Raw genomic sequence first — 20,002 nt, forward strand, 5'->3', positions numbered from 1 at the left:
TTATTAGCGCGATTGCGGACGTTGGGATCAATAAGGCCTTCGATGGCACACACAGTGATGCGATCAAGCGGGCAGCAATTCTTTTTTTAGTGATTTTCATCACGAAAATGGAAGGGTCAGGGTTTTCTTACAGGGTGGCCCCTACACGCTGCGTTGACCGTTTCTTAACGTTCCCTCACAGTCGCACCGCATTGCAGCGTGCCGACGGGTTGTGCCGCCGTTTTGGTGGCCAGGCGCGCTGATGCGGGTGACGGCGCCAGTCCGGCGGCCGCCGCACAGGGGGCAGGACAGATGTGGATGCGATCAGCGCCATTTGCGCTGGCGGCTTGCCTGTGGGCAGTCGCCGGGCTGGCGGCTGCACAACAGTCGGCACCGACAACGCTGGATCGGCAGGAGCAGTTGCGCCAGGCCGAGGAGATCCAGCGTCGCCAGGACCAGGAGCGCCAGGCGCCCTTCGCCGGCCCGCGCGAGGATGCCGAGCGCGGGGACGCGCGCAGCACCGTCCTGCCCAGGGAAGCCCTGTGTTTTTCGATTACCCGCGTGCGCCTGTCCGGTGCAGGCGCTGACGCAGCGCGCTTTGCGTGGGTGTGGAAGTCCCTGCGCCGCTACGAAGGCCGCTGCATTGGCCGCACGGGGATCGACATCATCCGGCGCCGCGCGCTGGATCAGCTGGTCGCACGCGGTCTGGTCACCACCCGCATCGGCGTGCCGGAACAGGACCTGTCGCGCGGCGAACTGCGTTTCGAATTGATGCCCGGCCGCTTGCGTGCGGTACGCGTGGTGTCCGATAGCGATGGCGCGCACTGGAAAACGGCATTGCCGCTGCGTGCCGGCGATTTACTTGATTTGCGTGCCATCGAACAGGCAGTCGAGCAGTTCAAGCGGCTGCCCTCGCAGGACGCCAAGATCGATATCGCGCCGGGCGAAGCGCCGGGCGAATCGGATCTGGTGATCACCTTGCAGCATGGGCGGCGCTGGCGTGGCGTGGCCAATGCCGACGATTCCGGCGTGGAGGCCACTGGCCGCGTGCAGGGCGGGCTGGATGTGTCGCTGGATAACCCATTGGGTCTCAACGATCTGCTCAGCATCGGCTACAGCCATGACCTGGCCACGCGCGACGAAGAGCGCGGCACGCGCGGCAACAGCCTGAGTTACAACCTGCCGTGGGGCTGGTGGACGTTTGCGTTGTCGGCCTCGTCGTACCGCTATCACCAGCGTGTGGATGGGTTCTTGCAGACCTTCCAGTCCAGTGGCGAATCCAGCAATGCGCAGCTGGATATCCAGCGCGTGCTGCATCGCAATGGCACCAGCAAGACCTCCGCCGGTGTGACGGTTGGCCGGCGGCGTGCGCGCAGTTATCTGGATGGGGTGGAGATCGGCATCCAGCGCCGCGACACCAGCAGCGCGGAGTTTTACTTCACCCATCGGCGCTATCTGGGCGCGATGCAACTGGACGTGCGCATCGCGCACCGGCGCGGCACGCCCTGGTTCAACAGCCAATGGACCGGCTACGACCCGCAGATCGGCTTCCCGACATTTCGCTATGGCGTGACCACGCTGGACGTGAGCACGGCGCTGCCGTTCAAGCTGGGCCCGGTGCCGATGGCGTGGGAAAGCAGCCTGCGCGCGCAAACCGCCGGCGAACTGCTGCTGGGGTCGGAGTTCGTCACCATCGGTGGCCGTTTCAGCGTGCGGGGTTTCGACGGTGAGGCGACGTTGGGTGCCGAAAAGGGCGCGTATTGGCGCAATACCCTGAGTTTTCCGGTGCAGCAGATCGGGCTGACGCCGTATCTGGGCTTGGACGCTGGCCGCATCGATGGCACCAGTGCCAGCGGGTTGCGCGGCCGCAGCCTGGTGGGCGGCGCGCTGGGCCTGCGCGGTGGCTGGTTCGGCATCAACGTCGATGCATTTGCCGGTTGGGCGATCCACCGCCCCGACGGATTTGGAAGTGCGCAGCCGGCCTACGGCGCGCGTGTGATCTACCAGTTTTGACACGGATCGCGCTGCCAGCCGGCTGCGCGTTTGTTGATTGATGACGCCAACAGGCGGCGAGAGAGAAACGATGGACAACCAAACGATGCGCGTGCGGAGTTACCTGGCCGAACAGGGCAAGCGGGCGCTTGCACTGTTGCTGTGCTGCACGATCACCTGGACATCGTTTCCGGCATGGGCGCAGGTTGCGCCAACGGCCAACCCCGGCGGGCAGACACCCGGCCAGCAGGTCGCCGCCAATGGCGTGCCGGTGGTGGACATCGTCGCGCCCAATGCGCGTGGCATTTCGCACAACCGCTACAGTGACTTCAATGTCGGCCCGAATGGGTTGATCCTCAACAACAGCGCGCAGATCTCAAAGACCGAGCTGGGTGGCTACGTTGCTGGTAACAACAACCTGCAGCGCAGCGGTGCCGCGTCGCTGATCCTCAACGAAGTCACCTCGGCCAGCAGCCGCCTGCAGGGCTATACCGAAATCGCCGGTGCCAAAGCGCAGCTGGTGATCGCCAATCCCAATGGCATTTCCTGCGATGGCTGCGGGTTTCTCAATACTTCACGCGTCACCCTGACCACCGGTACGCCGAACCTGGGCAGCGACGGTGCGTTGAACGGTTTCAGCATCACCGGGGGGGCGCTGAGCATCGGCCGCAATGGCCTGGACGCGTTCAACGTGGATCGACTGGATCTGCTGTCGCGTCAGCTTAGTGTGGATGGCTCGATCTGGACCAAGGAGCTGGTTGCCGCCGCAGGCGCCGGACGCGTCAATTACGACGGCATACTGCTGGAGGTGCTGCCAGGTACCGGTGGTGCAGCCCCCGCGATCGGGATCGATGTGGCGCAGTTGGGCGGCATGTATGCCGACCGCATTCGCCTGATTGCCACCGAAGCCGGCGTCGGCGTGGTGAGCCGCGGCACACTGGCCGCGCAAAGCGGCGACCTGCAGATCGACAGTGCCGGGCAGGTGAGCCTGGGCGGCACCGCCGTCGCACGCGACGGCCTGACTGTGCGTGCCAGCGGCGCGCTGGATCAGCGGGGCGTGCTCGGCTCGCAACAAGGCGACGTGCGCCTGCGCGCGGCCAGCATGACGCTTGCGGGTGAACTGGTCGCCGCTGGCGCGCTGGATGCGCAAGCCGGCGATGCGTTGAACCATACCGGCCGCAGCAGCGCCGGGGCGATCCGTTTGTTCGGTTCGCAATTGAATGCCGATGGCAGCCTGCATACCACCGGTATGCTGGAGCTGGGCGCCGATGGGCTGTTGCGCAGTGGTGGCGTTGCCTATGCCGGCGCGGGCGCCACTGTGCGTGCAGCGCAAGTCGCGTTGTCTGGCACCTTGCAGAGCGGCGCGGCGATTGCGCTGAACGCCAACGCGATCGACGGGTTTGGCACGCTGGATGCGGCAACTGCGCTGCGGATCAACGGCAATGGCAATGTGCGCCTGGGTGGATTGGCGCAGGCTGGGCAGGGCGCAGCTGTGCAGGCGGGCGGGCGCCTTGAGTTGCAGGGCCAGTTGATCGCCACCGATGCGCTTGTGTTGAACGCCGCGTCTGTCGACATCGCGCAGCGCGCTGCGGTGTCTGCCGGTAACGATCTGGACCTGGCCAGCAGCGGTGCAGTCAACACTGCCGGCAGTGCGTATGCCGGCCGCGATCTGCGGCTACAGGCCGGCAGCGTCACCACGGCGGGCAGCCTGTCTGCGGCGCGCGATGCGCAGCTGGCCGTTGCCGGCCAACTGGTCAACAGCGGCACCGTTGTCGCAGGCAACGCATTGAACGTGGACGCGGCACTGCTGGAGAGTCGCGGCGACATCGGCAGCCAGCGTGGCGATGCCACCCTGCGCAGCCGCAGCGATCTGCGCCTGAGCGGGAATACCGTGGCAGGCGGCGCGCTGGCGCTGGAGGCTGCAACCGGCGCGCAGGCGTCGGGTACGCTCAATGCGGCCAGCATCGGTCTTCGTAGCGGCGGCGATGCCAGCCTCTCCGGCACGCTGCAGAGCACGCGTGGCGCGCTGACTGTTGCCGCAGCGGGTGAGCTTGCAAGCGACGCCAACGTGCGTGCGGCAGGTGCGCTCGATCTGCAGGCCGGTGGCGCACTGCGTCAGCGCGGGCAACTGCACAGCGATGGCGCGTTGCAACTGCGTGGCGCCAGCGTTGCCCACGACGGCGTGATCGATGCGGGCAGAAACCTGCGCATCGCAAGCGCTGGCGAGCTGGCGTTGGACGGCACCGTGCAGAGCGCAGGCAGCGCCACCTTGCAGGCAGCCGGTGCACTGGATAACCGCGCAAAGGTGATCGCCGCCGGTGCACTGCAGCTCGATGCGGCCAGCCTGCGCAACGCGCAAGGTGGGGCATTCTCGTCCGATGCAGATGCGCAGCTGCGTATCAGCGGTGGCCTTGAGAATGCCGGTAGCCTGTATGCCGGCAACGCGCTGCAGATCACTGCCGATACGCTGACCCAGAGCGGGAGCGTCAGCTCGGGCAACACACTTTCGGCTGCGGTTGCCGGCACCTTCGATAACACCGGCAGTGTGGTGGCCCGGAATGGGCTGCAGATCGCTTCAGGCGAGTTGCGCAGCAGCGGCCAGCTTGGTAGTGAAGCTGCCGGTGCCGTGCTGGGCAGCCAAGGCGATATCGCGCTGCAAGGCGTGGTGGCTGCCGCAACCACCTTGCAGGCGACTGCCGTTGGCGATCTGCAGCAGGCCGGTTCGCTGAAGGCACAAACGGTGACGCTGCGTGCGGGCCGCGACCTCGCCACGAGCGGCGCGCTGCAATCTGCCTCCACATTGGACCTGCAGGCAGAGCGTGCATTGACCTTCGCTGCGCAAGGCCAGGCGGGCGGCGACATCAGCATGCGCGCTGCCACGCTGACGACAAGTCAGGATGCAGTCGTGCAGGGCGCTGGTGCGATCGCGCTGGATGCGGCAACTATCGATAGCCGCGGCAAGCTCGATGCGGGGAGTGATCTGCGCGTGCGCAGCCTGGGCGATCTGACGCTGGCCGGCGTCGCACAGGGCGGTCGCGATGTCGACCTCACGGCAACCGGCGCATTGACCAACGTAGCGCAGGTCTTTGCTGGACGCGGCTTGACACTACAAGCGCACAGCCTGGAAAACACCGTTGCCGGCGTGTTGGCGGGCGATGGAGATGTAGCACTCACCACCACGGCGCAGCTGAACAATGCCGGCCGCGTGCAGGCAGCGGGCGATCTGCAAGTGACTGCGGCAAGTCTTGAGCAGAGTGGCAGTGCATCTGCCGGCAAGACCTTGCGCGGCACGGTCGCCGGCACGCTGGAGAACCGCGGCAACCTGATCGCCAGGGACGCGCTGCAGATCGATGCGGGCACGCTGCGCAGCAGCGGCCAGTTGGGCAGCGAGCTGGCCAATGTCGTAGTGACCAGCCAGGGTGCGATGCAGCTGGAGGGCGTGGTTGCGGCCGCCACGGCACTGCAGGCGTCGGCTGGCGGCGATCTGCAGCAGGCGGGTTCGCTCAAGGCGCAGTCGATCGCGTTGCAGGCCGGGCGCGATTTCGCTGCCAACGGCAACCTGCAATCGGCATCCACGCTGGATCTGCAGGCTCAACGCACGCTTGCGTTGAATGGCCAGGCATCCAGTGCTGCCGATGCCACGCTCAACGGTGCAACCATCACGACCGGCGCTGCGGCGGTGCTGCAGAGCGCTGCGGCGATCACCTTGGCGGGCAACACCATCGACAGCCGTGGCACGCTCGATGCGGCAAGCGATTTGAATCTACGCAGTACGGGCGATCTGACGTTGGGCGGTGTGGCGCAGGCCGGGCGCGACATCGCGCTGACTGCCGCAGGTGCCTTGAACAACGCCGCGCAGGTGATCGCCGCGCGCGATCTCAGCGTGCAGGCCGCCAGCGCCACCAATGCATCCGATGCCACCCTGGGTGCGAAGCGCGATCTGCGTGTGGAGGTTGCCGGTGTGCTGGACAACCGCGGCAGCCTGCATGGAGAGCGCGGCCTTTCGTTGACGACCGGTTCGCTGCTGCAGCGCGGTCGTGTCTATAGCGGCGATGCGCTGTCCATCGCGTCCACCGGTGCGTTCGACAACGCAGGCCAGCTGGTCTCCGGCAAGGATCTGAGCATCACCGCGGGCAGTATCGCCAGCACTGGTCAGTTGGGCTCGGTGACTGGCGCACTGACGCTGAGCAGTCAGAACGACATTGCGTTGCAAGGCGTGGTGTCTGCAGCGACTACGTTGCAGGCCACAGCAGGTAGCGACCTGTCACAAGCAGCTGCGCTCAGCGCTCAGGCCGTCGCGCTACAGGCTGGCCGTGATCTCGTTGCCGGCGGCACCCTGCAATCGGCCTCCACGCTGGACCTGCAGGCGCAGCGCACGCTGAGCTTGAACGGCCAGGCGCAGGCCGGCACCGATGCCAGCTTGCGTGGCAACAGCGTCGCAACCGGTCGCGATGCCGTGCTGAAAAGTGGCGGCGCCATCACCCTGGACGGCGCCGCAATCGATAGCCGCGGCGCGCTGGATGCCGGGACGGATCTTGCAGTGCGCAGCACGGGCGATCTTGCCCTGGCGGGTGTGGCCCAAGCCAATCGCGATGTCACGCTGAGCGCCAATGCTGCGCTCGGCAATGCCGGCCAGGTCTTTGCTGGCCGCGACCTGTCGCTACAGGCAGGTTCCGTCAATAACGCTGCAGCTGGCGCGCTTGCGGCAACGGGTGCCGTCACGCTGGCAACGGGTGCATTGCAGAACGCCGGTAGCGTGCAGAGCGGCGGTGATATGCGTATCACCGCGTCCGGCATGGAGCAGAGCGGCACTGCCGTCGCTGGCAAGGCGCTGACTGCCACCGTCACCGGCACGCTGGATAACCGCGGCAGCCTTATCGCCAAGGATGCACTGTTGGCGGAGGCGGGCACGTTGCGGAGCAGCGGCCAGCTCGGCAGCGAAGCGTCCAGCGTAACGTTGGCCAGCCAGGGCGATATGACCTTGCAGGGTGTGGTCGCCGCGGCCACGACGCTACAGGCCACCGCAGGCGGCGATCTGCAGCAGGCCGGCTCGCTCAAGGCGCAGTCCGTCGCGTTGCAGGCCAGGCGCGATCTCACTGCCGCAGGCACATTGCAGTCCGCATCGCAGCTCGATCTGCAGGCGCAACGCGCACTCACGTTCAATGGGCAGGCGGTGTCTGCAGCGAATGCAAACCTGCGCGGCGCGCGCATCGCCACCGGGCAGGCTGCGGTGCTGCAAAGCGGCGCGGCGATCAGCCTGGAAGGTGCAGCGATCGACAGCCGTGGCGCGCTCGATGCCGCCACCGATGTCACTCTGCGCAGCACCGGCGAGCTGGCGGTTGCCGGCGTGGTGCAGGCAGACCGTAATGTGGTGCTGAGCGCGACCGGTGCGTTGACCAATGCCGCGCAGGTCGCGGCCGGTGGTGGCCTGACGGTGACTGCAGCCAGTGCGAGCAACACCAGCACCGGCCTGCTGCTTGCGCAAGGCGACGCCACGCTGTCCATCGCGGGCTTGCTCGACAATGCCGGCGCCGTGCGTGCCGGTCATCAACTTGCGCTTGGCGTCGGGTCGCTGCGTCAAACCGGCCAGGCCTATGGCCTGCAGCGGCTTGGGGTCACTGCCAGTGGTGCGGTGGACAACCGCGGCGATCTGATCGGCGGCAACGGCTTGCGCGTGGAAGCGGCGCAACTGAGCAATAGCGGTCAGTTGGGCAGTGAGCGCGGCGATGTCGCGCTGATCAGTCGCGGCAACCTGCAGCTCGATGGCCGCCTGGCATCGGCAGGTGCGCTCACGGCGCAGGCCGATGGCGCGCTGACGCAGAGCGGCAATCTGAGCGCAGCCAGCACACTCGAACTGCGTTCCAAGGGCGACCTGACGGTGGCCGGCCAGGTCGCCGGCCAACAACTCACGCTCGTCAGCGATGCGGTCGTGCGTCAGCAGGGTACTGTCAGCGGGGCGACGGTCGGTGTGCAAGGTGCGCGGATCGAAAACGCCGGGCAGACGACGGCATCGGGCAATGTGAGCCTGCGCGCGGGCGAGATCGGTATCGCCGGAACGGTCGGTGCCGGCATCAATGCAGACGGCAGTTTGGGCAGCGGAAGCACGCTCAGTCTGTTTGCCGACCGTCAGCTCGCCGCCTCCGGCACACTGCTGGCCGGTGGCAACCTCACCGCGCAGGGTAGTCAGCTGCAGTTGGCTGGCACCGGCACGCGCGCCACCGGCAATGTGGCACTGACCACCGGCGGCACGCTTGATCATCGTGGCGGCAATCTGCTCGCAGGCGGCACGCTCACCGTGCAGGCTGGCGGCACGATCGACAACGGTCTGCTCAATGGCATTGGCGGACAGCTGCAGGCCACTCAGCTGAGCATCGACGGTGGCAGCCTTGGCAATGTCGGTGGTCGTCTGGTGCAAAGCGGCGCTGGCGCGACCCGCGTCGTCATCGGCGGGGCTGTCGACAACACCGCGGGCACGCTTGCCAGCAACGGTCAGGATCTGACCATCACCGCGGCCAGCATTGAAAATGCGCAGGGCCGCATCGAACATGCCGGCACCGGCACGCTATCGATCACCAGCCGCGGTGCATTGGGCAACAGTGGCGGACGTGTTCTGACGCAGGGTCAGCTGCGCCTTGGCGCCAGCGGCGTATTGAACAACCAGAACGGCGCCATCGCTGCGGCAGGCGATGCAACGGTGAGTGCGGCCAGCCTCAACAATCTTGCTGGGTCGGTGTCGGCACGCGCATTGAACGTGCAAAACAGCGGCGCAGTCGATAACCGTAACGGCCTGCTGCAGGCCAGCGGAGGTGCGCTGACCCTGCGCGCCGACAGCCTCAGCAATGCTGGCGGCACCGTGCAGGCGGTGGCCAATGCGGGCGTGGGTGGTGGCCTGCGTGTGGAATTGAATCGCGGCCTGGACAATGGCAATGGCACCATCGGCGCCAGCACCGATGCAGTGATCACTGCAGAAAACATCAGCAATGCCGGCGGCAATCTGCAGGCCGGTCGTGACCTCAGCCTCACCGCACGTGGCCAACTGGACAATCATCAGGGCGGCAAGCTCAGTGCGGGGCGCGATCTCAATGTCGCCGTGACTGGCGCGCTGCTCAACAGCGGCGGCCAGCTCGATGCCGGCAACACCCTGACCGCTTCCGGTGGGCGAATCGACAACACCCAAGGCAGCATCGTCAACAACGGCGGCGGCCTGACCCGCATCACGACCGGCGGTGCCTTGACCAACACCAGCGGCAATCTCGGTGGGCGCGGCAGCGTGGTGATCGATGCGGCCAGCATTGCCAACAACAGCGGTCAGCTGGTGGCCGGTGGCGACCTGATCGCCAACACCAGTGCGCTGAACAACCAGGGAGGCAGCGTGTATGCCGGGGCAAGCTTCCTGCTGCAGCGCGCAGGCGCCACGCTGGACAACCAGAATGGCAGGATCAAGGCCGAGCAGGCGGTCCGCCTGACTCTGCAGAGCCTGAGCAATGCCGGTGGCCAGATCGGCGCGGGCAGCGTTACCGGCGGTGCCGGCGATGTGGTGATCGACACGGTTGGCTTCGACGGCGGCGGCAGCATCCTGGCGCAGAACCTGCTCGATATGACCCTGCGCAGCGACTACACGCACCGCGCAGGCGCCGACCTGGTCAGCAACGGCAATTTCAACCTGCGCGTGGGCGGCAACCTGGTCAACGAGTCCACGCTCAAGGCAGCGCGCAGCCTGGATATCACTGCCGGCAGCATCACCAACCGCGCCGGCGCAAACATCCTTTCCAACGACACCCGCCTCAACAGCGGCAACGTCATCGACAACGCTGGGAGCATCTCCGGCAATAGCGCGTTGTCGCTCGTCGCCAACAGCGTTTACAACACCGGCAGCATCGTCGGCGGCAATGTGTCGGTAAATACCGGCACGCTGGTTAACGGCGCAGACTTTGGTGGCGCGACCGACAACGCCGCCTATGGTTCGGCCCTGCTCGGTTCCACCGGCAACATGAACCTGATCGTGCACGATCAGCTGCTCAACCGCGATGCGCGCATTTTCAGCCTGGGCAATATCGCCATTGGTGGTGCGCAGGATGGTGGTGGCACGCTGGTGTCGCGTACTGGAGTGGTGAATAACATCTCGGGCAGTATTGAAGCTGATGGGAGTATTTTGATCGCGGCCAATCAGCTGAATAACACGCGACGTGTTATTCAAACAGCAAATGGACCGTTGACTAACGAAGAACTGATTGCGGCTAATGCAGCCTTGCCGGGTGAAGAGTTGATCACCCGTGGTCAAATCGAGATGCCGAACAATGCTACGGCGTCGAGGCCATGGACGGGACATGCGCCGGGTGTCTATCGCACTTACTCGGTCGTTGACCGAGAGCGTCTGACCGCGGCCAGTGCCGAGGCGCGCATAGCGGCCGGAGGCAATATTGGAATTTCCGGGGACGTCACTAACACTGCCTCGACCATCGCGGCGGCTGGGAACTTGTGGCTGAACCAGCGCGGAGTTGGAGGGTTAGCGGACGGAACAGTCATCGACGGCGCCGCAACTCTTAATCAAGCCCTCGCTTTGACCCAACGTGTCCGACAATCGGACGTTGAATACAAAGTGTGGGGTGTCATCAATGACTGCATGCAGCGTCCTGACCAGCGCCCTGTCATTTGCTATTACGAATCCGAACAAAACTCGCTTTCTTCCTCGATCATTGATAGCAGCTATCTCGCCCTAGGCGCCAGCATGACCGGCGGCCAAGGCGTCAGCATCAACGGCGCGAACATCAGCAATGGCGCTGTCGGTAGCGACGGGCGGGCGGTCAGTGGTGCATCGCTTGCCGCGGTCGGCGGCCAGGCTGGACTCAGCGGACGTGGCAGGCAGACTGCTGGAAGCGTCGGTGGCCAGACGGTCGTCGGTCGCGCCAATGGCGGCGCGAGCAGCATCCGTGTTGCGACCGGTACTAACGGCAGCGCAGGCACGCAAGTCGGCGCCAACACGCAGGACGCCACGCTGGCCACGTCGGGCGGCATCGTCAAGATGTCGGTCGCACCGGTGATGTCCAGCGACGGTGGGCTCAAACGCAGCACGCTCGACCAGGCAAATGTGCAGACCGCCGCCGCCGGCACCGGTGTCACCGCAGGTGCGAACGAAACCCGCACGCTTGTCGATCCCGCCACCATTCCCGTGACCAACATCGTTGGCGGCGGGCAGACCTCGCTGACGCAGATCGATCTGCCCATCGGTGGGCTGTATCGCCTGTCCAACGGCACGGCGACCGATCGCACCGCAATGGGCCGCGCGGCCACCGGCCTGGGCGGCATCAATGCCTGGCGCAGCAATGGCCCAGGCCGTCGTTACCTGATCGAGACCGACCCGCGCTTCGTCAACTACGACAACTTCATCAGCAGCGACTTCCTGCTGGACAAGCTGGGTGTTGATCCAGAGTGGACCCAGACCCGCCTGGGCGATGGCTTCTATGAGCAGCGCCTGGTGCTGGACCAGATCACCCAGCTCACTGGCCGCCGCTATCTGGGCAACTACGCCGATGGCGTGGCGCAGTACCGCGCCTTGCTCGAATCCGGCGTGGCCGCCGCAGGCCAGTTGCAGCTGAGCATGGGCGTGGGCCTCACCGCCGCACAAGCGGCCGCGCTGACGCAGGACATCGTCTGGATGGTGGAGCAGGACTACCAGGGCCAGAAGGTGCTGGTACCGGTCGTGTATCTGGCCTCCAACTCGCTGCAGTTGCGTGGCAATGGCGCCTTGATCGCCGGTGGCAACGTCGAGCTCAACGCCACCAACGCCATGAGCAACCAGGGCGTCATTGCCGGCGCCGACGTCAGCATCACCGCAGGCAACCTGCTCAACCAGGGCCGCATCAGCGGCACTGGCAGCGTTGCCCTGGAAGCGCGCAACGACCTGCTCAACCAGGGCCAGATCCAGGGTCGCGACGTGGCATTGGTGGCCGGCAACAACCTGGTCAGTGAAGCGGCCAAGGCCATCAATGGCGTCGGCATCCTGTCGGGCATCACGGCCAGTAACGGCCTGCAACTGATGGCCGGCAACGACATGACGCTGACCGGCACCCGCGTGCAGGCCGATGGCAGCGCAGCGTTGATTGCGGGCAACAACCTCAGCCTCACGCCCAGCGCCTTGCGCAACGACAACGGCTTGCTGCGCGGTGGCGACGCCGTGTCGGTAACCACGGGCAAAGATCTGGTGATGTCGGCAGGCAACGACCTGCAATTGCACGGCGTCACCATCAAGGCCGACGGTAGCGCTGCACTGCAGGCAGGCAACAACCTCTCGCTGACACCGACCACTGGCCTGGATGGCAAGGTCGCCACGCGCACCAACATCAGCACCGGCGACAGCCTGCAATTGACCGCCGGCAACGACCTGACCATCCGCCAGGCCGAGGTCAAGGCAGGGGGCGATCTCATCGCCGCAGCCGGCAACAACCTCAACGTCGAGTCCGTCCTCAACGAGACCGAAACCAACAGCTACAAGAGCCGCAACGGCAAGACGCGCGTCACCACCACCACGACCACGCAGACCATCGATCAGCAGGCACTCACCGCCGGCGGCAACCTGATCCTCAGCGCCGGCAACGACGTCAACCTGGTCGCGGCCAAGCTCGATGCAGGCAAGGGCCTAGGCATCAGCGCCGGCAACGACATCAACGCCAGCACGCTGACCACGGTGGATACCAGCAACACGCTGGAGACGCGCAAGCGCTTCAAGCAGACCACCGCGACCAGCGACGAAACCGTGTACGGCACCGAGTTCAGTGCCGGCGGAAACCTGGCGATGCAGGCCGGCAATGACATTACCCTCACCGCCGCATCGGCCGCCACCAAGGAAGGAGGCATCACCCTGGCTGCCGGCAACGACGTCAACCTGCTCGCCGCTAGCGAGCAGCACGACGCCGTGCAGGACATGACCAAGAAGAAGAAGGGCACGTTCTCCAGCAAGACCACAACCACGCATGATGAGTGGCACGACAATGTAGCAGTCACCACCACGCTCAGTGGTGACACGGTGCAAATTGCGGCGGGTAACGATCTGCTATCGCAAGGCGCGCAGGTCGCCAGCACCGGCGATGTGGTATTGGCCGCAGGCAACAACATCACGCTGGACACGGTGCAGAACACGCACAGCGAGGAACACGAAAAGACTGTCAAGAAGTCCGGTCTCTACGGCGGTGGTGGATTCAGTGTCGCCTTGGGCGTGACCAAGAAGACCGACGGCCTGGATGTCACCGAGGTGACCAACAGCGGCAGCCTGGTCGGCAGCACGGACGGCTCGGTGACGATGACCGCCGGCAACAAGTTGGCCATCACTGGCAGCGATGTATTGAGCGCCACCACTACCACCATCGTGGGTAAGGAAGTCACGATTGCGGCTGCGGAAAACACCGTGGACACGGTGCAGACCTCCAAGCAGCAGAGTGCTGGCATCACGTTAGGATTGACCGGTGGGGCTGTAGACGCCGCGCAGGCGATCTACGGCGCAGTCAAGCGCGGCTCGGAGGTTGAAGACGATCGCCTGAAGGCGCTCTACGCCGCCAAGGCGGGTTACGCGGTCAGCGACACCGTGGGCTTGGTTGGCAATGGCCTGAAGGGCTACGAAGGCCAAGCTGTTGCAGGAAACACGACCACGACTGGCGCTGCGGCGGCGGATGGCGCGCAAGGTGCTGCCAATGCTGCTGGAGTGAGCTTTCGTGTAGGCATTGGTGCGAGTAGCTCGTCGAGTAAAACGACGACACACGAAGAAACCACCGGAGGTAGCCGCATCCTCAGCAACGGCGACGTCACCATCGCCGCGACCGGCGGCGATCTCAACGTCATTGGCAGCAAGATCGCCGGAGAAAGCGTGGCTTTGGCTGCAGCAAACAATCTCAACTTGCTCAGTAACAAAGAAACCAACACCACTAAGTCGGAGAACAAGAACGCAGGCGGTGAAATCGGCATCAGTGTCGGTGCAGTAACTGGCTACTACCTCACGGTGTCTGCAGGCAAGGGCAGCGCCAAGGGCAATAGCGATCTACGCACAGAAAGCGTGGTCGCTGCGAACGACACCTTGACCTTGGTGAGTGGCAACGACACCACGATCCAGGGCGCACAAGCCATCGGCAACAAGGTACTGGCCAATGTTGGCGGTGACCTGCTGATCAAGAGCGAGCAGGACACCAACGAGTACAAGAGCAAGCAGCAACAGGCCAGCCTGACACTTGCCACAGGGACGGGCAGCGGCGGCAGCTACAGCCAGCAGAAGGTCAACAGCAGTTACACCAGCGTGACCGAGCAGAGCGGCATCCAGGCCGGCAATGGTGGCTTCGACATCACTGTGGGCGGTAACACGAAGTTGGTTGGCGGTGCGATTGCCAGTGCTGCCGATGCCAGTCTCAATCGGCTGTCCACCGATAGCCTGACGGTCGAGGACCTGCAGAACAAGGCGGAGTACAAGACCAGCGGCGTAACAGTTGCCGGCGGCACGGGCAGCAGCATGGCCAGCGTTGCCATCGGTGCCGGACTGAGCATGCTGGGCAACGCCAGCGACAGCTCAAGCAGCACGACCAAGAGCGATATCGCCGCCGGCACGATCCAGGTCCGTAATGGCGACGAGTCTGCGCTGGCAGGGTTGGATCGCAATGCCACCGAGTTGCAGCAGTCCGGGCTGAAGGAAATCTTCGATCAGAAGAAGATCGACGACCAGAAAGAGCTGATGGGGCTGGCAGGGGAAATTGGGTTCCGGGTAGCGGGTGACTTGGCGAGCAGCATGCAAGAGCGGGCGGCATTAGACCTCGCTTCGGCAAGAGCCAGCGGGGACAAAGCTGCGGAAGCAGATGCATTAGCTCGAATAAACAGTTGGGGTGACGGAGGAGTAAACAAGGTCTTGTTACATGGCCTGACAGGTGCGGCCGTTGCTGCACTGGGAGGGGAAAGCGCACTTGGCGGTGCCATCTCGGCTGCAGGATCTGAGAGAGCCAAACAGGTCATGGCTGATTATTTGGTCAGTCAACATATTGACCCCAATAGCGAGACTTTTAATAGCCTGATGGAGGCCGGTAGTGCAGCCATAGGTGGTGCTCTGGGGGGCACTACGGGCGTAGGCATCGCGGTTGCGGGAGATAAATTCAATCGTCAGCTACATCAAGATGAGGTGGCGCGTATCAAGGAGCTGGCCGGCGACGATCCCAAACGTCAAGCTGAGCTACTCGCAGCTAGCTGCGCGCTTATCAAATGTTCTAGTCAATATGAAGTAGGCACGGACGAGTACATCTATTGGGCCGGAATTGAAGCGCTAGGGAGTAAGCCGGAGTATCAACAGGATCGCGAGTGGTTAGCTAATCAGACCAGTGGTGAGCTGATTTATACGGCTGGAAATGGCCTGCCGGTCACGAAGAATCTGTTTGATTACGGCTGGACAGACGCCACGACAGATTGGGGTTCGCGTAATTTAATCGGTCCGCGTGTTGCTGGCGGCCTCCAGACGGCCGGCGGAATCGCACAGGTTGTAGGCGGTATTGAAGCCTGCGGAACTTTATTGGGATGTGCGGCGATGCCGTTTCTGGTTTTTACTGGATACGACAACGCGAGTGCCGGGTTTGATCAGATATTAAGCGGAAAACGCCAAAATACATGGGGGGGGTCTGCACTACAGAAGCTTGGATTTGAGCCTGAGACAGCTGAGTTGATGTATGGAATGACACAGTTAGCGCCTACGGCTATACAAGCCGTTGCTGTCAATAGGGCAGTTAATCTTGATATTGCGGCAAATGCTTGGGTACGTGGTACATATACAGGAGAGAGTTTTGCGGAATATTCGGGCGATCTCTACAGATACACTCGTCCTGAGTATGCTGAGAACACGTGGGAGATCTATTCTGGGAATGTGGCGCAGAATCATAGATACTCTCCTCCAGGAGTGGGCGCAATATATGCTGGAACGACGTCTCAGACGGCCGCTGCGGAGATTGCAAGTTATTCTGCGCTCGAAGGAACGGTTCTTGTTTCAAGGAAATTTGTTGTGCCAAATGTTTTGGATTTGACGGATCCTATTGCATTGAGAGTGCTTGGTTTAAATAAAAGTCAAATTACAAATTCTACTCACGGAGCCGAAGCGTATATAATTCCGCAAAGGATCAGCAGCTGGGCAAGAGACCAGGGGTATGAAGCGATACTTGCTCCTTCCGCCCAAAAGCCTAATGGAGTTAATATGGTCTCATTTCGTGATCTTCTAATGAAAAGTGATAAAGGTGGGAATCCATGATAAATCAACAAGATTGGGAGAATTTTGTCGCAACGGTCTCATCCGAGTGGGTGCTGAACGATATAACTGTCGAACTTCTCAAACTAACTGGTGATCAAGAGATTTCAATTGCCATATGGGCCTGCTTGCGTTCGCATTCTTTGAGTTGGATTTTTCAAGGTATTCCCGTTGCAAATGGACGGCGGCCAATAGACTTATTGAAAGATGAAGGAGGGAGGGATGAGTTGAGGTGGATGCTCTTATCAAATCCGTGGTGGTGATTTGCAGTTAGTTATCGAATTACTTTACTCGCGAGCTGATTAAATTTTTGAAGGTGGCGGCGTCGACGTCGTCTCTCCAAACCATCTGATTTCACCCAGCAACCCGAGCTATTAGCCCATTCCTTGAAGCAAGCGAGCTTTGGGGATGACCTCATTTCCATTGGGAAAGGGATGCTTTTGGGGATGGGCTCTGTCGCCGTTAGCGGTTATAGCGATCAGATCGCCCCCTTTGATGAGCTCGCGCTCAAGAATAACTATCAACTCCTGTTGAAAGATCAGGGGCATTGGGCGGACGCCGGCTGTGTAGAAGGCATTGATTGGGCGACGACTCAAAGACAAATGTGGGCAGGCATCGTCGTTGGAGAAGCGGGAGGCTTGGTTGGTAGCCAATTCACAAATATCATCCGCAATTCAATAAAGAATGCGGGTTTAGAAAGTAAGGCGCTATCGACGAGGGTGTCGGCTGTCTCTGCAGATGCTGATAGTGAAGCAGGGGCGCCGCCCGTAGTGCGCTCTAATGGTGAGGCAAATATTGCGAATGGTGCGAAGCTACGCTCTGACCTTGCGAATAAAGAGCTTAGCTCGATTGCTAATCAAGATATTCGGTTGAAGGAGGCGATGGCTGGAAGCGGGACAAGTAACTCGAATTTTGGTATCGGAACCGCAAATGCCCAGGAAGCAAATTGGTTGGGTATGACTTGGGTCGGTGATGGTGCGAGGTCCTTGTCCGACGGATCGGGCTGGATTAGTGCTGATGGTACGAGAGTTTATAGGCCGCCCGCAGTTAAGCCTAATTCAAAAGAAGCTGTGACAAGGGATCCAAGCAAATTTTGAACGATATGAAATAGATTCGTACGGAAAAAAGAGTAGGATATATAATGGGCATCTTGACATAACTAAGGACTAAGGTTAATTATGAAGGCTAGATTGTTTGCGCTCCATGCAGATAATTGGGATCTTAAAAATGGGCAGCCTGACGACCCGGGGTGCTTTAGTGAGGAGCTGAGGGCGGTAATTGGCCCCGAGGATTTTGAGGGTGGAGATAATTTCTTCATTGAGGTGTGCACTCCTGAATGGATGAAGAAAAGGCATTATGGGCCTAAGTGGGGGAGGTTTATGCTGATTGTTGAGAATTATAACTACGATGAAATAAGTGCGTTTATATCAGAATATGTCGGGAGTTTTGAGGGTGGGGAGTGGAATGAAATTGCAATAAAGTTGTCTCGCGTAATGTCATGGGAATTCGAGGATTACGTTCATTTAGAAAAAAATAATAATTCGTGAGATTTCTTCGAGTCCCGAGTTTTATGGGGGCGCTTAGACTCAATCTCCAAATGCAATACTCCCTAATCAGTTGGAAACTTAAGGGGCGGAGGTAATGCGGTGGAGTACAAGATTCACTAGGTTTGGCAACGGCTGCCACAGCAGCACCCATGTTGAACGAGCTGACAAAGAACTTGCCTGACGGCGTGGGAGAGGCTGTGGATGCTGGCATTGCGGCTGGGCTGGGCGCGGCGGTGGGTGGCTCAGCGGGTGCAGCCACTGCGTTCAATTCCGATACAAATAACCGGCAGTTACATCCATCGAAAGTGAAGTTCTTAAAGAGCGATGAAGTCGTCGAAAAATATATTGACTACACGGCGGAGAACGGCCTCATTCTCACTGAAGAAGGGGAGCGTGTCAGGCTAAATCGATTTGCTGCATCGAAAGAAGAGGAAAGCTGGGCTACGCTGAACGGCACAGACGCTTTTGCCGATGCCTTCCTTGTCAACGCGTTGGAAGGACGCAACTACACACATTCGATGGGGGGCGCCATGCATTCCTTCAGAATACCTGATCCCGCGGTCAATCTAAATGCGCTTTATGGCTCCCGATTCGATTCGTCGATAAAGAGCTATATCGATAATTTTCGTAGTCCTAACTATGCGCCCAGTCAAGCAAATAAGGAGTTGCTATCCCTAGAGACGATTTTTGGGTGCGACGCTGCTGGTAAGCAAGCGAACTTTGGGGGGGGCTCATGTCCATTGGGAAAGAGATGCTTTTGGGGGTGGGCTCTGTTGCCTTTAGCGGTTATAGGGATCAGATCGGCCCTTTGATGAGCTCGCGCTAAAGAATAACTATCAACTCCTGTTGAAAGATCAGGGGCGTTGGGCGGAAGCCGGCCATGTAGAAGGCATTGATTGGGCGACGACTCAACGCTAGATGTGGGCAGGCATCGTCGTTGGAGAGGCGGGAGGCTTGGTTGGTAGCCAATTCACAAATATCATCCGCAATCCAGTAAAGAATGCGGATCTAGAGAGTAAGGCGCTATCGACGAGGGTGTCAGCTGCTTCTGCAGAAGCAGATAGTGAAGCAGGCTCTCCCGCCTTAGTTAGGTCAAATGTTGAAGCAAATGCAACCGGCAGTAGTCGCCTTAATTCTCAACCTATTGTTGAAGAAATTGTTAGCGGACATGCGTATCAAAAGCACGTAGTTGAGAAGGGCGAATTTACTGATCTTGGTGTTGATACTAAGGCTCAGTTTCAGGAGCTTATTGAAAATATAGTCGCAAACCCGTCAGTTGAGCGTCGTAAGGGCGTTGACGGACAACCTACTATCTTGATAGTTTAACAAAGACTATTGTAATACGGGGGAGAGGGTGAAGCTACTGCATTCAGGCCTGACAAAGGCGGTACTGGCTGGGAGAACTACTTGAAATCTCAGGTTCCTAAAAGGTGAGTTATAATATGAATGAAAGAGATAATATTAATATAAAAGTTACTGAAAAGGAATTTAGGTATTTTATATCGTGCGGAGCTGCTTTAATTCAAAATTTACCATAAATTTCACTGCTAATTTATTTTTGGATTAGTAAATATGAAATTATAGAGCTGCGATAAAGCTGCGTGAATTTGCTGATAAGGAAGGGGTGGATATTTAAATATAAAAATTTAGCTAAGCAGTCAGCTATCTTAAGAGCGGCGGCAACGACACCGCGATCCAGGGTGCACAAGCTGTTGGCAACAAAGTCCTTGCTAATGTCGGCGGCGATCTGCTGATCAAGAGCGAGCAGGACACCAATTAGTACAAGAGCAAGCAGCAGCAGGCCAGCCTGACCTTGGCGACCGGCTCGGGCAGCGGCGGCAGCTACAGCCAGCAGAAGGTCAATAGCAGCTACACCAGCGTGACCGAGCAAAGTGGCATCCAGGCCGGTAATGGCGGCTTCGACATCACGGTAGGCGGCAACACCAAGTTGGTCGGCGGCGCGATAGCCAGTGCAGCCGATTCCAGACTCAATCGGCTGTCCACCGATAGCCTGACGGTCGAGGACCTGCAGAACAAGGCGGAGTACAAGACCAGCGGTGTGACAGTTGCCGGCGGCACGGGTAGCAGCATGGCCAGTGTCGGCATCGGTGCCGGACTGAGCATGTTGGGCAATGCCAGCGACAGCTCAAGCAGCACGACCAAGAGCGATATCGCGGCTGGCACGATCCAAATCCGCAATGACGACGAGTCTGCGCTGGCAGGGTTGGAT

Annotated in this window: 7 protein-coding genes and 1 pseudogene; all 8 read left to right on the top strand. The window is 61.0% G+C overall.

The features are described from left to right. Positions 1-291 precede the first annotated feature (291 nt). The gene (locus A7D16_RS00785; protein WP_064628907.1) at positions 292-1,992 is read left to right on the top strand and encodes a ShlB/FhaC/HecB family hemolysin secretion/activation protein; all 1,701 of its coding nucleotides are present in this window, start codon (positions 292-294) and stop codon (positions 1,990-1,992) included. Between the two features lie 70 nt (positions 1,993-2,062). Then, on the top strand, positions 2,063-16,228 hold the full coding sequence (locus A7D16_RS00790) for a two-partner secretion domain-containing protein (protein WP_082925673.1): 14,166 nt from the start codon (positions 2,063-2,065) through the stop codon (positions 16,226-16,228). Then, positions 16,225-16,488 (top strand): hypothetical protein, encoded by a 264-nt coding sequence (locus A7D16_RS22755; RefSeq protein WP_153043096.1) that lies wholly within the window; start codon positions 16,225-16,227, stop codon positions 16,486-16,488. The genes A7D16_RS00790 and A7D16_RS22755 overlap by 4 nt, the downstream gene beginning before the upstream one ends. Positions 16,489-16,611: 123 nt before the next feature. Beyond that, entirely contained in the window at positions 16,612-17,322 is a 711-nt protein-coding gene (locus A7D16_RS23870; RefSeq protein ID WP_204377163.1) for a hypothetical protein, read from the top strand. Between the two features lie 81 nt (positions 17,323-17,403). After that, positions 17,404-17,772: an immunity 8 family protein gene (locus tag A7D16_RS00795; protein ID WP_064628909.1), complete on the top strand. Its 369-nt coding sequence runs from the start codon at positions 17,404-17,406 to the stop codon at positions 17,770-17,772. Positions 17,773-17,921: 149 nt separating this feature from the next. Further along, positions 17,922-18,584: a hypothetical protein gene (locus A7D16_RS00800; protein WP_064628911.1), complete on the top strand. Its 663-nt coding sequence runs from the start codon at positions 17,922-17,924 to the stop codon at positions 18,582-18,584. A gap of 106 nt (positions 18,585-18,690) precedes the next feature. Then, positions 18,691-19,098 (top strand): hypothetical protein, encoded by a 408-nt coding sequence (locus A7D16_RS22760; protein ID WP_147308604.1) that lies wholly within the window; start codon positions 18,691-18,693, stop codon positions 19,096-19,098. A 352-nt stretch (positions 19,099-19,450) separates the two neighbouring features. After that, a pseudogene (locus A7D16_RS24360) lies at positions 19,451-20,002 on the top strand (hemagglutinin repeat-containing protein); the annotation flags it as partial.

Source organism: Xanthomonas nasturtii (assembly GCF_001660815.1).
Taxonomy (GTDB): domain Bacteria; phylum Pseudomonadota; class Gammaproteobacteria; order Xanthomonadales; family Xanthomonadaceae; genus Xanthomonas; species Xanthomonas nasturtii.

What these genes read in the sequence shown, in the direction of transcription:
- A7D16_RS00800 (WP_064628911.1), top strand. Translation starts at nt 17,922, where the DNA reads ATGTTGAACGAGCTGACAAAGAACTTGCCTGACGGCGTGGGAGAGGCT.
- A7D16_RS00785 (WP_064628907.1), top strand. Translation starts at nt 292, where the DNA reads ATGTGGATGCGATCAGCGCCATTTGCGCTGGCGGCTTGCCTGTGGGCA.
- A7D16_RS22755 (WP_153043096.1), top strand. Translation starts at nt 16,225, where the DNA reads ATGATAAATCAACAAGATTGGGAGAATTTTGTCGCAACGGTCTCATCC.
- A7D16_RS00795 (WP_064628909.1), top strand. Translation starts at nt 17,404, where the DNA reads ATGAAGGCTAGATTGTTTGCGCTCCATGCAGATAATTGGGATCTTAAA.
- A7D16_RS22760 (WP_147308604.1), top strand. Translation starts at nt 18,691, where the DNA reads ATGTGGGCAGGCATCGTCGTTGGAGAGGCGGGAGGCTTGGTTGGTAGC.
- A7D16_RS00790 (WP_082925673.1), top strand. Translation starts at nt 2,063, where the DNA reads ATGGACAACCAAACGATGCGCGTGCGGAGTTACCTGGCCGAACAGGGC.